This is a genomic window from Afifella pfennigii DSM 17143 (assembly GCF_000688515.1).
GTDB lineage: Bacteria > Pseudomonadota > Alphaproteobacteria > Rhizobiales > Afifellaceae > Afifella > Afifella pfennigii.
The window spans coordinates 72,827-86,937 of the sequence record NZ_JHZK01000015.1; the positions used below are offsets into that span (position 1 = coordinate 72,827).

General features: G+C 67.8%; 12 protein-coding genes. 9 read left to right on the forward strand and 3 right to left on the reverse strand.

Annotated features, from left to right (window positions below):
* The first annotated feature begins 42 nt into the window (after positions 1-42).
* The 6 genes from Q331_RS0111805 to Q331_RS0111830 all read left to right on the forward strand — a co-directional run bounded on the left by Q331_RS0111805 (position 43) and on the right by Q331_RS0111830 (position 7,772).
* Positions 43-336, forward strand: a complete 294-nt coding sequence (locus Q331_RS0111805; protein ID WP_026380850.1) for an FAD assembly factor SdhE — start codon at positions 43-45, stop codon at positions 334-336.
* Entirely contained in the window at positions 326-3,835 is a 3,510-nt protein-coding gene (mfd, locus tag Q331_RS0111810; protein WP_051631082.1) for a transcription-repair coupling factor, read from the forward strand. The genes Q331_RS0111805 and mfd overlap by 11 nt, the downstream gene beginning before the upstream one ends.
* Before the next feature lie 204 nt (positions 3,836-4,039).
* Entirely contained in the window at positions 4,040-4,948 is a 909-nt protein-coding gene (gene osmF / locus Q331_RS0111815; protein ID WP_026380852.1) for a glycine betaine ABC transporter substrate-binding protein OsmF, read from the forward strand.
* A 9-nt stretch (positions 4,949-4,957) separates the two neighbouring features.
* Positions 4,958-6,106: an ABC transporter permease gene (locus Q331_RS0111820; RefSeq protein ID WP_026380853.1), complete on the forward strand. Its 1,149-nt coding sequence runs from the start codon at positions 4,958-4,960 to the stop codon at positions 6,104-6,106.
* Positions 6,103-7,041, forward strand: a complete 939-nt coding sequence (locus Q331_RS0111825; protein ID WP_026380854.1) for an ABC transporter ATP-binding protein — start codon at positions 6,103-6,105, stop codon at positions 7,039-7,041. The genes Q331_RS0111820 and Q331_RS0111825 overlap by 4 nt, the downstream gene beginning before the upstream one ends.
* Positions 7,038-7,772 carry an ABC transporter permease gene (locus Q331_RS0111830; RefSeq protein WP_026380855.1) on the forward strand — a complete coding sequence of 245 codons (735 nt, stop codon included), beginning with the start codon at positions 7,038-7,040 and terminating at the stop codon, positions 7,770-7,772. Before Q331_RS0111825 ends, Q331_RS0111830 begins: the two co-directional genes overlap by 4 nt.
* On the opposite strand, the gene Q331_RS0111835 is transcribed toward Q331_RS0111830, so the two are convergent.
* Positions 7,769-8,164, reverse strand: coding sequence for a MerR family transcriptional regulator (locus Q331_RS0111835; RefSeq protein ID WP_034491960.1), 396 nt, complete (start codon positions 8,162-8,164; stop codon positions 7,769-7,771). The two genes, Q331_RS0111830 and Q331_RS0111835, sit on opposite strands and share 4 nt — an antisense overlap.
* A gap of 65 nt (positions 8,165-8,229) precedes the next feature.
* Between Q331_RS0111835 and Q331_RS0111840 the strand changes: the two genes are divergently transcribed.
* Positions 8,230-8,868 (forward strand): cation transporter, encoded by a 639-nt coding sequence (locus tag Q331_RS0111840; protein ID WP_026380857.1) that lies wholly within the window; start codon positions 8,230-8,232, stop codon positions 8,866-8,868.
* 20 nt (positions 8,869-8,888) lie between these two features.
* Here Q331_RS0111840 and Q331_RS0111845 read toward each other — a convergent pair whose 3' ends face one another.
* Positions 8,889-9,584, reverse strand: a complete 696-nt coding sequence (locus Q331_RS0111845; RefSeq protein ID WP_051631083.1) for a DsbA family oxidoreductase — start codon at positions 9,582-9,584, stop codon at positions 8,889-8,891.
* Between the two features lie 42 nt (positions 9,585-9,626).
* Positions 9,627-11,339 (reverse strand): extracellular solute-binding protein, encoded by a 1,713-nt coding sequence (locus Q331_RS21330; RefSeq protein ID WP_034491975.1) that lies wholly within the window; start codon positions 11,337-11,339, stop codon positions 9,627-9,629.
* 321 nt (positions 11,340-11,660) lie between these two features.
* Here Q331_RS21330 and Q331_RS0111855 point away from each other — a divergent pair, with 321 nt between their 5' ends.
* Complete coding sequence (locus Q331_RS0111855; protein ID WP_026380859.1) at positions 11,661-12,317, forward strand: invasion associated locus B family protein; 657 nt, start codon at positions 11,661-11,663, stop codon at positions 12,315-12,317.
* Positions 12,318-12,511: 194 nt separating this feature from the next.
* Positions 12,512-13,822 carry an Nramp family divalent metal transporter gene (locus Q331_RS0111860; protein WP_210164944.1) on the forward strand — a complete coding sequence of 437 codons (1,311 nt, stop codon included), beginning with the start codon at positions 12,512-12,514 and terminating at the stop codon, positions 13,820-13,822.
* Positions 13,823-14,111 lie beyond the last annotated feature (289 nt).

Here is a 14,111-nt window from a genome sequence, read left to right on the forward strand (position 1 = left end):
AGAGCGCGCCTCGCTTCGTCGGGGCCGCCGAGGGAAGAGCGCATGCCTGCCATCGCCGAGGAAAATATCGACACGCGCCGCCGGCGCGCCTATTTCCGGGCCTGGCGGCGCGGCACGCGCGAGATGGACCTTCTCGTCGGCCGCTTCGCCGACGCCTTCCTGCCGCAATGCGACGCCGCCGGGCTAGCCGAGTTCGAGGCGCTGCTGGCGCTTCCGGACCCGGCGCTCTACGCCTTCGTCACCGGCCGGGAAGAGGTGCCGCCGAACCACGACAGCCAGACGCTGCGATCGCTGATTGCCCATCATCGCCGAGAGCCGACACAGAATGCCGAATGATAACAGCGCCCGGCGCCTGAGCGACGTCTTCGCCGAGCATCGCCATGTGAAGCTCGCCGGCGTGCCGGACGGGCTGGAAGGGCGGGTGCTCGCCGATCTGGCGCGGCTGGAAAAGCGCCCGCTCGTTTTCGTGGCGCGCGACGCCCGGCATCTGCAGATGGCCGAGGACAGCCTGGCGTTTTTCGCGCCGCGGCTGAAGCGCCTGACCTTTCCCGCCTGGGACTGCCTGCCTTACGACCGCATCTCGCCGCATGCCGATATCGTGGCCCGGCGCATGGCGACCCTGAAGGCGCTGCTTGACGCCGGATCGGAGCCTTTCGTGCTGATGACGACGGCGAACGCCGCCGTGCAGCGCGTGCCGCCGGCCGAATGGGTGAGGGCGCATGTGTGGAGCGCGGCGGCGGGCGAGGTGACGCCGATGGAAGGGCTCATCGCCCGCCTCGCCGCCGATGGCTTCGAGCGCGTGCCGACGGTGCGCGGCGTCGGCGAATACGCCGTCAGGGGCGGCATCGTCGATCTCTTCGCGCCGGGCGATACCGGTGCCATCCGCTGCGACTTCTTCGGCGATACGCTGGAGACCATCCGTCCCTTCGATCCGGAGAGCCAGCGCACCACCGGCCAGGTGCCGCGCCTCGATCTGTTGCCGGCGAGCGAGGTCATCCTGTCCGACGAGGTGGTCGCCCGCTTCCGCCAGAACTATCGCGCCGCCTTCGGCGCCGTGACCGGCGACGACCCGCTCTACGAGGCGGTCAGCGCCGGGCGCCGCTTCGCCGGCATGGAGCATTGGCTCGCCTTCTTCCACGAGCGGCTGGAGACTGTTTTCGACTATGCCGGCGATGGCCTGCTTGCCGTCGACCATCTCGTCGCCGACACGCTGAAGGAGCGTTTCGCCCAGATCGAGGATCACTATCAGGCCCGCCGCGAGAGCGCCGACGAAAAGCTCGCCGGCGCCGCGCCCTACAAGCCGGCGCCGCCCGAAAGCCTCTATCTCGGCGAAAGCGATTGGCGCGAGGCGCTGGCGGCGCGCCGCACCGCCGACCTTTCTCCCTTCGCGCCGCCGGGCGAAAGCGCCGATATCCTGGATCTTGAGGGCCGGGCGGGGCGCAGCTTCGCCGCCGAACGGGCGAGCGGCGAGGTCAACGTCTTCGACGCGCTCGTTGGCCATATCGCGGCGCGCCGCAAGGCGGGCAAGCGCATCCTGCTCGCCAGCTGGAGCGAGGGCGCGCGCGACCGCCTCATCCAGGTGCTCGCCGATCACGGCATGGAGCGGCTCCAGCCGGTGGCGAGCTGGGCCGAGCTGGAGGGCCTCGCCAAGGGCGCGACGGGCGTTGCCGTCCTGCCGCTGGAGACCGGCTTTGAGACGCCCGACAGCGTCGTCATCGGCGACCAGGACGTGCTCGGCGACCGGCTGGTGCGCCCGGCCAAGCGACGCAAGCGGGCCGCCGACGCGCTGACGGAGGCGACCAGCCTGTCGGCCGGCGATCTGGTCGTGCATGTCGACCACGGCATCGGTCGCTTTGAGGGCCTCGCCACCATCGAGGCGGCGGGCGCGCCGCATGACTGCCTGGAGCTCGTTTATGCCGGCGGCGACCGGCTCTTCCTGCCGGTGGAGAATATCGAGCTTTTGACGCGCTACGGCGCGGAGGGTTCGGACGCCGCGCTCGACAAGCTCGGCGGCGTCGGCTGGCAGACCCGCAAGGCGCGCCTGAAGAAGCGCATTCGCGAGATTGCCGACGGCCTGATCAAGACGGCAGCGGCGCGTCTGTTGCGCTCGGCGGAGAAACTGACCGTGGCGGATGGGCTTTACGGCGAATTCGCCGCCCGCTTCCCCTATGAGGAGACCGAGGATCAGGCTGACGCCATCGACGCCGCGCTGGGCGACCTTTCCTCCGGTCGGCCGATGGATAGGCTCGTCTGCGGCGATGTCGGCTTCGGCAAGACGGAGGTGGCGCTGCGCGCGGCCTTCGTGGCGGCGATGGCCGGCAGGCAGGTGGCCGTCGTCGTGCCGACGACGCTTCTCGCCCGCCAGCATGCGCGTACCTTTGCCGAGCGCTTTCGCGGCCTGCCGATCAACATCGCCCAGGCCTCGCGCCTCGTCGCCCCCGGTGAGCGGGCGCGCGTCAAGGCGGGGCTCGCCGACGGCACCATCGATATCGTCATCGGCACGCATGCGCTGTTGTCGAAGTCGATCGCCTTTCGCGATCTCGGCCTCGTCATCGTCGACGAGGAGCAGCATTTCGGCGTCAAGCACAAGGAGCGCCTGAAGGAGCTGCGCGCCGCCGTGCACGTCCTGACGCTGACGGCGACGCCGATCCCGCGCACCCTGCAGCTCGCCCTGACCGGCGTGCGCGACCTTTCCGTCATCGCCACGCCGCCGGTCGACCGGCTGGCGGTCAGAACCTTCATCTCGCCCTTCGACCCGCTCATCGTGCGCGAGGCTCTCCTGCGCGAACGCCTGAGGGGCGGGCAGTCCTTCTATGTCGTGCCGCGCATCTCCGATCTCGCCGAGGTGAAGGAGTTCCTCGACGCCAACCTGCCGGAAGCGAAGGTCGCCGTCGCCCACGGCCAGATGCCGGCGAGCGAGCTCGACCAGGTGATGAACGCCTTCTACGACGGCCAGTACGACGTGCTCTTGTCGACGACCATCGTGGAATCGGGTCTCGACATCCCGACGGCGAACACCCTCATCGTCCACCGCGCCGACATGTTCGGCCTGGCCCAGCTCTATCAGCTGCGCGGCCGCATCGGCCGCTCCAAGAACCGCGCCTACGCCTATTTCACCGTGCCGGCGAACCGCACCATGACGCCGACGGCGGAGCGGCGGCTGAAGGTGCTGCAATCGCTCGACACGCTCGGCGCCGGCTTCCAGCTCGCCAGCCACGACCTCGATATCCGCGGCGCCGGCAATCTCCTCGGCGAGGAGCAGTCCGGTCATATCCGCGAGGTCGGCTTCGAGCTCTACCAGCAGATGCTGGAGGAAACGGTGGCGAGCCTGAAGGCCGGCGAGGACGAGGAGGCGGTGGGAGGCCGCTGGTCGCCGCAGATCACCATTGGCATGGCCGTCCTTATTCCAGAGACTTACGTGCCGGACTTAACGTTGCGCATGAGCCTTTATCGGCGCCTTGCCGATCTGGAGGACGCCGCCGAGATCGACGCTTTCGGCGCCGAGCTCATCGACCGCTTCGGGCCGCTGCCCGACGAGGTGGATCATCTTTTGAAGGTCGTCTACGTCAAGGCGCTCTGCCGCAAGGCCAATGTGGAAAAGCTCGATGCCGGGCCGAAGGGCGTGGTCATCGCCTTCCGCGGCAACGAATTCCCCAATCCGGCCGGCCTCGTGCGCTATATCGGCGAGCAGGGGTCGATGGCGAAGATCCGCCCCGACCAGCGCATCGTTCTCATCCGCGACTGGCCGCGCCCGCAGGACCGGCTGAAGGGCGCCGCGGCGCTTCTGACGCGGCTCGTCAAGCTGGCCGAGGAGGGCGCCAGGCAGGCGGCCTAGGCAAAAGGCTGGCTTTCGGTTCCCAGCCCCCAGCTTGTTGAAGAACCGCGCGCCTGCGGCATTTCAAGGCAAGACCCTTTCTGCGAGCGCCGGCATGGGGCAGGATTTGACGTGGCTTTGCGTGCAACCCGTCGGCTCCTGCCGAGTTACCGAGCTTCAACGCCGGCGACCCGCCATCCTCCAGCCAAAACCCGGAGCATCCTCATGAGAAGCCTTATCGCCCCCGTCCTCGCCATCGGCATTCTGGCGTCCGGCGCCGCCTCCGCGCAGGTCGTGGTCTCCTCCAAGATCGACACGGAGGGCGGCGTCATCGGCAACATCATCCTGGAAGTCTTGAAGGATGCGGGGATTGAGACGGAGAACCGGCTGCAGCTCGGCGCGACGCCGGTGGTGCGCAGGGCGATCACCGCCGGCGAGATCGACATCTATCCCGAATATACCGGCAACGCCGCCTTCTTCTTCAACCGCGCCGACGAGCCGGTGTGGAACGACGCGGAGGAGGCCTATCGGCTGGCCAAGGAACTCGATGCGGAGGCCAACGACATCGTCTGGCTGACGCCGGCGCCGGCCAACAACACCTGGGCCGTGGCGCTCCGCCAGGACGTCGCGCAGGAAAACGGCATCGCCACCTTCTCCGACTTCGGCGCCTGGGTGTCGGATGGGGGCGAGGTCAAGCTCGTAGCCTCCTCCGAATTCGTCAATTCCCCCGCCGCGCTGCCTGCCTTCCAGGAAGCCTATGGCTTTGAGCTCTCCTCCGATCAGTTGATCGTGCTTTCCGGGGGCGACACGGCGGCGACGATCCGCGCCGCCGCGCAAGGCACCAACGACGCCAATGCCGCCATGGTCTACGGCACCGACGGCGCCATCCAGGCGGCCGGGCTCAAGGTTCTGGAGGACGATAAGGGCGTGCAGCCGGTCTACCAGCCGACGGCGATCATCCGCGAGCCGGTGCTCGCCGAGCATCCGCAGATCGCCGAGCTTCTGGAGCCGGTTTTCAAGGCGCTGACGCTGGAGACCCTGCAGGAGCTCAACGGGCGGGTCCAGGTGGAGGGCCAGCCGGCGGAGGAGGTCGCGCGCGATTTCCTCGCCTCGCAGGGTTTCATCGACGGCTGAGCGAGCCCGATGCGTCTGCGCCCCGACAAGCTGGGCGTGCCGATGGGGGCGCTCTTGGCGGTTTCGCTGGCGCTGCCGATGGCGAGCTTGCGGGCGAACCGCATCGCCGCGGCGGAGCCGCAGGGCCTCTTTGCGGCGCTGCCTTCGGCCTGGGCGGCGGGCCTTTTGGCGCTGGCGGCCCTGGCGGTCGCCGTGGCGCTGTTTGCGCGCGACCCTCGCCTGCGCCTGGCTCTGCCGGTCGCCATGCTCCTGGCGCTGTTTGTCGCCATCGGCGAGGCGGGGCGGACGCTCGCCGCCGAGGCGGGCGATTATGCGCGCGTGGCGCCGGGGGCTGGCTTCTGGATCGGCGCTTTCGCTCTCTCCATCCTTTTCACCGACGCCATCATACGGCTGGATTTGAGCCCGCTCGGGCGGCTCGGCGTCCTGGCCGCTTCCAGCCTCGCCCTGGCGCTGATCCTGATGACGGGGCAGTGGGACGCGCTCTCCATCCTCGCCGAATACCGCGGCCGCGCGGCCGCCTTCTGGCGCGAGGGCGGCCATCACCTGCAGCTGGCCTTCGGCTCGCTGGCGGCCGCGCTCGTCGCCGGCGTGCCGCTCGGCATTCTCATCCACCGCGTCAGATGGCTGAGGGAGCCCGTCCTCAACGGCCTCAGCCTGATGCAGACGATCCCCTCCATCGCCCTGTTCGGAATTCTCATCGTGCCGCTCGGCTGGGCGGCGGCGAATGTGCCGGGCGCGGCAGAGCTCGGCGTCAAGGGCATCGGCATGGCGCCGGCCTTCGTGGCGCTGTTCATCTATTCGCTGCTGCCGATGGTGGCCAACACCACCGCCGGCCTCACTGCCGTGCCGGAGGGCGTGAGGGAAGCGGCGGCGGGCATGGGGCTCACCCGCCGCCAGCAGCTCATCTCCGTGGAGCTGCCGCTCGCCCTGCCGGTGGTGCTGACCGGCGTGCGCATCGTTCTGGTGCAGAATATCGGCCTCGCCACCATCGCCGCGCTCATCGGCGGCGGCGGCTTCGGCACCTTCGTCTTCCAGGGGCTCGGGCAGACGGCCACCGATCTCATCCTCCTCGGCGCCTTGCCGACGGTGGCGCTCGCCTTTGTCTCGGCCGTCTTCCTCGACGCCGTCATCGATCTTCTGCCGGCGGCCGCGCGATGATCGGCATCGAAAGCCTCACCAAGGAATATGGCGGCAAGGCCGTGGTGAAGGACGTCTCGATGCGCATCGAGACGGGCACCATCACCGTCATCGTCGGCACCTCCGGCTCGGGCAAATCCACCTTCCTGCGCATGATCAACCGGCTGGTGGAGCCGACCGCGGGCAGCGTGGAGATCGACGGCACCGATACCCGTCGCATGAAGGCCTACGAGCTTCGCCGGCGCATCGGCTATGTGATCCAGGATCACGGCCTCTTTCCGCATTGGACGGTGGCGCGCAACGTCGCCACGGTGCCGCGGCTCCTCGGCTGGGGGCGCGAGGAGATAGAAGCGCGCGTGCACGAGCTGCTGGCGCTCCTGCAGCTCGATCCCGACGAGATCGCCCCGCGCTATCCGCATCAGCTCTCCGGCGGCCAGGCGCAGCGCGTCGGCGTGGCGCGGGCGCTGGCGGCACGGCCCGACATGCTCTTGATGGACGAGCCCTTCGGCGCGCTCGATCCGGTGATCCGCGCCAAGGCGCAGCAGGACCTGAAGGAGATTCAGGAACGCCTCGGCTCCACCATCCTCCTCGTCACCCACGATATGAGCGAGGCGATCAAGCTCGGCGAGCGTATCGCGGTGATGAGCGAGGGGCGGGTGGAGCAGCTCGCGCCGCCGGGCGAGATCTTGACCAGGCCGGCGAGCGCGATCGTGGAAAGCCTCGTCGGCGAGGAGGATCGGCCGTTTCGCTATCTCTCGCTTCTGCCCATTGCGCCGTTGGTGGAGCCCGGAAGCGCCGAGGGTCCGGCGATCGGCGCCGAGCGCTCGCTGCGCGACGCGCTGGCCGAGATGATCTGGAGCGGCCGCGAGGCGCTTCCCGTCGTCGATGCGAGCGGGCGAGAACGGGGCAGGGTGACGCGCGCGGCCCTCATCGCCGCCGGACGGCCGCCGCGATGAGGCGGCTTGCCGGCCTTTTCCTTCGGCTGGGCCTTCTCGCTCTGGTGCTCGCCTTCCTGCTGGCGCCGAGCGCCTTTCGCCCTCTCCTGGAGCCGTTCGCGCCGGAGGGCGCGCCGGCGATCTACGACCGGGCGAGCCTTCTGTCTCTCACCGTCTCGCATCTGTTGATCGTCATCGCCGCCATCGTGCCGGCGATCCTCATCAGCCTCGGGCTGGCCATCCTGGTGAGCCGCCCGGTCGGGGCGGAGTTCCTGCCCCTGTCGCGCGCCATCGTCAATATCGGCCAGACCTTTCCGCCGGTGGCCGTGCTGGCGCTCGCCGTTCCGGTAGTCGGGTTCGGCACCTGGCCGACCCTGATCGCGCTCTTTCTCTACGGTCTCCTGCCGATTTTCGAGAACGCCCTCGCCGGGCTCACCGGTCTTCGTCCCTCCGTCGCCGAAGCGGCGAGAGGCTCCGGCATGACCGGAACCCAACGCCTCGTGCAGGTGGAGCTGCCGCTTGCCCTGCCGGTCATGATCGAAGGCGTGCGCATCTCGCTCGTCATCGCCCTGTCGACGGCCACCATCGGCTCCACCGTCGCCGCCAAGGGGCTCGGCGAGGTCATCATCGCCGGCCTGAACTCGAGCAATCTCGCCTTCGTCCTGCAGGGCGGTCTTCTGACGGGCGCCCTGGCGGTCATCCTCTATGACGGGCTGGGGCAGGTGGCGCGCCTGGCCGACCGAAGAGGCTAGGGCGACAGCGCCTCGATGATCCGGCACTCGCCGACGGTGCCGCCGCGGCAGCTTGCATGGATGCGCCGCAGCTCGGCGGCAAGCTTCTCAAGATCGGCGATCTTGCGCTGAACGTCGACGAGATGCGCGCTGACGAGCTGGTCGACCTTGCCGCAATCGCGCTCCGTCTCCGCCGACAGCTCCAGAAGCTCGCGCACCTCCTCCAGCGTGAAGCCGAGCGCGCGGCAGCGCCGGATGAAGCGGAGCCGGTCGAGATGCGATTGCCGGTAGAGGCGGTAATTGCCGGCGCTGCGCGGCGGCGCCGGCAAGAGGCCGATTTTCTCGTAATAGCGGATGGTGACGACCTTGGTGTCGGTGGCCGCCGCCAGCGCGCCGATGCTGAGTTCCTTCATCGCCTTGACCCTATAGTCGATAGAGGGTGCAGCTTACGCTCGTCCTGCCACGGGAGCGAATGTGCATGAGCGGCAAATGCTGTCACGACGATGCCTGCGCGGCGCCTCCGCGGGCCGATGATGGGCGTTTCGCCCGCATTTTGTGGGTGGCGCTCATCGTCAACGCGGCGATGTTCCTGGTGGAGATCGGGGCCGGGCTCGCCGCCGGCTCCATGGCGTTGCAGGCCGATTCGCTCGATTTTCTCGGCGATGCCGCCAATTACGGCGTCAGCCTCATGGTCGTTTCCTCGGCGCTGGCGGTGCGTGCCAAGGCCGCGCTCCTGAAAGGCGCCACGATGGGGCTTTTCGGTGTCTGGATTCTCGGCGCGACGCTCTGGCAGGCATTTCGCGGCGATGTGCCGGACGCCTTCACCATGAGTTGGGTCGGCTTCCTGGCGCTCTTGGCCAATCTCGGCGTGGCGGTGCTCTTGTGGGCCTATCGGCGCGGCGACAGCAACATGCGCTCCGTCTGGCTGTGCTCGCGCAACGACGCCTTCGGCAATCTCGTCGTCCTTCTCGCCGCCGCCGGCGTGTTCGGCACGGGCACGGCCTGGCCGGATCTCATCGTGGCCGCGCTCATGGCCTCGCTGGCGCTGCAGGCCGCTTTCGCCACCATCCGTCATGCCTTGGCGGAGCTGCGAGCCGAACCGGTGCCGGCAAGCTGAGAGGCGCAGACGCCCGGCCGTCAGGCCGGCACGTTGTCGTTGGCGTTGTGGGCCGCGGCGGCGGCGGAGAAGGCCTCCAGAAGCACCTCGGAGGGTTGCGCGCCGATGACGGCGTAGCGCCCGCCGATGATGAAGGTCGGCACCCCGGTGACGCCCATGCGCCGGGCAAGCTCGATCTCCTCCACCACCTTCTGTCGGTCGGCATCGCCGGCCAACAGGTCGGCGACGAGATCGCCGTCCATGCCGGCCTCGCCGGCGATCCTCACCAGTTCGCCCGCATCGCCGATGCGCCGGCCGTGAAGAAAATAACCCGCAAACAGCGCCTCCACGACGGCGTCCTGCCTGCCGGCGCCGGCCGCCCATCTGATCAGCCGATGGGCGTTCAGCGTGTTCGGCGAGACCTCGATCCGCTCCAAGGCGAAGGCGATGCCCTCCATCTCGCCGGCGGCGCGTACATTGGCGTAGATCTCCTCCGCCCGCTCCGGCGAGCCGAACTTCTCGGCGAGATAGAGTTGGCGGTCCTTGCCTTCCGGCGGCAGCGTCGGGTCGAGCTGATAGGGCCGCCAGCGGATATCGAGCGCGGTCTCCGCTTGCGCCGCCGCCTTCTCCAGCCGGCGCTTGCCGATATAGCACCACGGGCACATCACGTCGGAGACGACGTCGACGGTGAGGCCGGCATGGGGCGGGCTGTCCTCGTGCAGGGTGTCGTCGCTCATGCCGCCAACATAGTGCCTATCGCTCGGCCGGCCAGCTTCGCCTCACCGGCGCGCCCACCAGCTTGTCGGCTCCGCCCCGTAGAGCGAACTTTCTTTCGGATGCGCGAGCCGCGTCCAATAGGCGACCCATTCGGCCGGGGCGTGAAAGAGCGGCACGACGTAGAAGCCGGAGATCAGCACCCGGTCGAGCGCCCGCACCGCGGCCACGAAACTCTCCCGGTGCTTGGCGCTGAGAAGCGCCTTGATCATGGCGTCGATGGCCGGGTTTGCGGCGCCGGCGAAATTGAAGCTGCCCTGCTGCTCGGCCGCCGCGGAGGACCAGCGGAAATTCTGCTCCGAGCCGGGCGACAGCGAGGCGAAGGCGTAGTTGAAGCGGATCATGTCGAAGTCGAAGCTCTTCAGCCGCTCCCAGTACTGGCTGGCATCGACCTGGCGCACATTGACGACGATGCCGACGAGTTCCAGGACGCTCTTGTAGGAAAGCGCAAGGCGCTCGTCCTCGCGGCTCATCACCAGGATCTCGAAGGCGAGCGGCGCGCCGGTCTTTTCGTTGACGAGACGGTCGCCCTCGCGCCGATAGCCGGCTTCCTGCAGCAGCGTCAGGCCCTGGCGCAGATTGGCCCGGTCGCGCCCGCTGCCGTCGCTCTGCGGCGGCTGGTAGCTGCCGTCCATGACGGAAGGCACCACCGCATCGCGGTAGGGCGCGAGGAGGCGTTCTTCCTCCCTCGAGGCCGGCCGGCCGACGGCGGAAAGCTCCGAGCCCTCAAAGAAGCTCGCCGTGCGCGCATAGGCGCCGAGGAAGAGGTTCTCGTTCAGCCATTCGAAATCGAGGAAGTAGGTCAGCGCCTCGCGCACTTTGGGGTCGGCGAAGACCTGCCGGCGCGTGTTGAAGATGAAGGCGTTCATGCCCTTCGGCACGCCGGTCTGAAAGGCTTCCAGCTTGACGCGGCCCTCCTCCACGGCGGGGAACTGATAGCCGCTCTCCCAGCGGCCGGGATCGCCTTCCGGGTGATAGTCGAAGATGCCCTTCTTGAAGGCCTCGAAATGGGTGTTGGCGTCGCGGAAATATTCCAGGCGGATCTCCTCGAAATTGTCGAAGCCGCGCTTCACGGGCAGATCCGCGCCCCAGTAATCGTCGCGCTTTCTGAGCGTGATGGAGGTGCCGGGACGCACTTCCGCCACCTCGTAGGGGCCGGAGCCCAGAAGCGGCTCAAGGCTGCTTTGCGAAAAGCTCTCGGCGCTGACGGCGTGCTTGGGGAAGATCGGCGACAGCGCCACGATGAGCGGGATTTCCCGGTCGGCGTCCTCGGTGAAGGTGAAGCGCACCTGCCGCTCGCCGGTCACTTCCACGCTCGCAACCCGCTTGTACCAGCCCTTGGGGCGCCCGTTCTCCTTCAAGAGCTCGTAGGAGAAGACGACGTCTTCGGGCGTGACCTTCTCACCGTCGGCCCAGCGCGCTTCGGGCCGCAGCGTGAACTCCACGAAGGAACGGTCCTCAGGCACCGTCACGCTTTCGGCGAGCAGCCCGTAGAGCGTGAAGGGCTCGTCGCGGTTGCGCACCATCAGGCTTTCCCAGAGATTGTTGCCCCAATCCTCGTCCCACAGCGCGCGCGGCGCCGTGCCCTTGATGATGAAGGGATTGAGGCTGTCGAAACTGCCGACCATCCCGTAGGAGATGCGCCCGCCCTGCGGCGCCTGCGCATTGGCGTAGGGCAGGTGCTCAAAATCGGGCGGCAGGGCCGGCGCGCCGTGCATGGCGATGGCGTGGCTCGGTGCCGGCGCATCGGCATGGGCGGCATGGACGGCGAGTGCGACGGTGAGCGCCGCCGGCAGCAGGAGGAGGGTGAGGCGGGCGCAAAGGCGGCGAGAAGTCTCCGTCACGGATATCTCTTCCAAGCTCGGTGGTTGTTGTGGGGATACGCGCCCGGACCTTGCGCCAATTGGCGCTGGCGTGCAATTGCGGGCACTGGACATTGTTGTGGCGCGCCGACATGGTGTCGCCGCATTCATCGGTCTTCCAGGCCAGGACACGATTGAAGACGGCGCGGAGCGCCAAAGCCAGCGTGAGGATCATCCATGCATGTCACCAAAGCGGCGACGGTATCGAACCGTTCGATCGCACGCATCGCAGCGACCCTGCTCCTGGCCTTTGCGGTATCGCCCGCCTTGGCGCAGGACCAGCAGGGCCAGGAAGGCGCCGACCAGGCGGCGCCCAAGCAGCCCGATTGGGTGAAGCTGTGCAGCGAGAATCCACAGAACAAGCAGGAAGTCTGCGTCGTCACCCGCGAGCGGCGGGCGGCCACCGGCCAGCTTCTGGCCGCCGTCTCCCTGCGCGAGACGGAGGGTAAGAGGTTCCTCGTCTCCGCGGTGCCGCCGGGCATGCTCATCCGTCCCGGCCTGCAGGTGCAGATCGACGGCGGCGAGCCGACCAAGGTGCAGTATTCCATCTGCTTCCCCAATCTCTGCTTTGCCGAGACGGAGGTGCAGGACGACTTCATCGCCTCCATGAAGAAGGGCAGCAAGCTCGTCATCACGACGCTGAACCAGCAGGCCAAGCCGGTCAATTTCGACCTCAGCCTCGCCGGCTTCACCGCCTCCTATGACGGCCCGGCCATCGATCCGCAGGAGCTGCAGGCCGAGCAGCAGAAGCTGGAGGACGAGTTGAAGCGCAAGGCCGAAGAGGCCCGCAAGCAGCTCATCCAGCGCCAGCAGCAATCGACGGGTCAGCAATAGCGACCCCGCCGGGGCGCCTCCGAAAAAGGGGGGGCGGCCCGTATCGAAACACAACGAAAGCCCCGGGAAGCCCCCGGGGCTTTTTTGTTGGCAAGGCTATCACCCATCGCGCCGATGCGCCGATGCGGCGGTGCGGCAGGCTGGCGCGGCGCCGGGGGCTTGACAAAAATTTAGCGTAGGCTGCATTTCTTTGCATCGTCACCGTCGACGAGGCATCCGGAGGAGCCGTGGCCCGCCCGAACCTGACGCATCGCACCCAGGCAGCCATCGAGGAGGCCCTCGCCGGACGCCATAACGGGCGCTTTCGCAGCCTGCTCTTCGCCGGCCCGGCGGTCATCGCCTCCATCGCCTATATGGACCCCGGCAATTTCGCCACGAACATCCAGGCCGGCGCCAAATACGGCTACACGCTGCTATGGGTGGTGCTGATGGCGAACCTCATCGCCATGCTTTTTCAGGCCCTGTCTGCCAAGCTCGGCATCGTCACCGGTCGCAATCTTGCGCAGATGTGCCGGGCCTATTTCCCGCTGCCGGTCGTCCTGGTGATGTGGGTGGTGAGCGAGATTGCCGCGATGGCGACCGATCTTGCCGAATTCCTCGGCGGCGCCATCGGGCTGGCGCTTCTTTTCGGCCTGCCTTTGATGACCGGCATGGCGATCACCGCGGTGGTGACCTATGCGATCCTCCTGGTGGAGCAGCGCGGCTTCCCCCCGATGGAGATCATCATCGGCGCCCTCGTCCTGCTCATCGGCCTTTGCTACCTGGTGGAAATCTTCATCGCCCCGGTGAATTGGGGCGAGGCGGCCACCGGCCTCGTGCGGCCGCAAATGCCCGATGCGGGCGCGCTCCTCATCTCCGTCGGCATCGTCGGCGCCACGGTGATGCCGCATGCCGTCTACCTGCATTCGGGCCTGACGCAGGGCAGGGCGCCGGTGAAGAGCCTGGAGCACCGGCGCAAGCTTCTGCGCTTTTCCAACCGCGAGGTCGTGGTGGCTCTGGCGATCGCCGGCCTCGTCAACATGGCGATGGTGATGATGGCCGCGGCCGCCTTCCATCTCGGCCATAGCGAGGTGGCCGAAATCGAGACCGCCTACTACACCTTGACGCCGCTTCTGGGCGCGGCGGCGGCCGGCGTCTTCCTCGTTTCGCTGATCGCCTCCGGCATCTCCAGCTCGGTCGTGGGCACCATGGCCGGCCAGACCATCATGCAGGGCTTCGTCGGTTTCCGCATTCCCTTGCTGGTGCGCCGCCTCGTCACCATGGTCCCGGCCTTCGTCGTCATCGGCCTCGGCGTCAACGCCACCACCGCGCTCCTCATCAGCCAGGTGATCTTGTCCATCGCCTTGCCGGTGCCGATGATCGCGCTGGTTCTCTTCACCCGGCGGGCCGACATCATGGGCCCGTTCGCCAACCGCCGCCTGACGGATATCGCCGCCATCGCCGGCGCCGTCATCGTCCTCAGTCTCAATGCGGTGCTTCTGGTGTTGACTGTGAAGAACGCATAAGCGGCTGATAGTCGACGGATTTCGGTCTCTCGCAAGGTTTCGGTTTTGCAGGATTCGGTGGCTTGAGCCTGCGGAACCTTGCGATTTCGCATGCGGTTTGGGGATTCCCGGCGGCGCCTTTCCGTGATTCGATTGAGAGGATCACGAGAGGTGACGATGCGACCGAGAGCGCCCAATCGCGAGCTCACCGATGACCTGTTCCGCGCCCGGCTCGACCAGATCATCAACATGCGACACGAGCTCGTCCGGCTGGGCGAGCGGATCGACTGGGCGTGGCTCGATGCGGAGA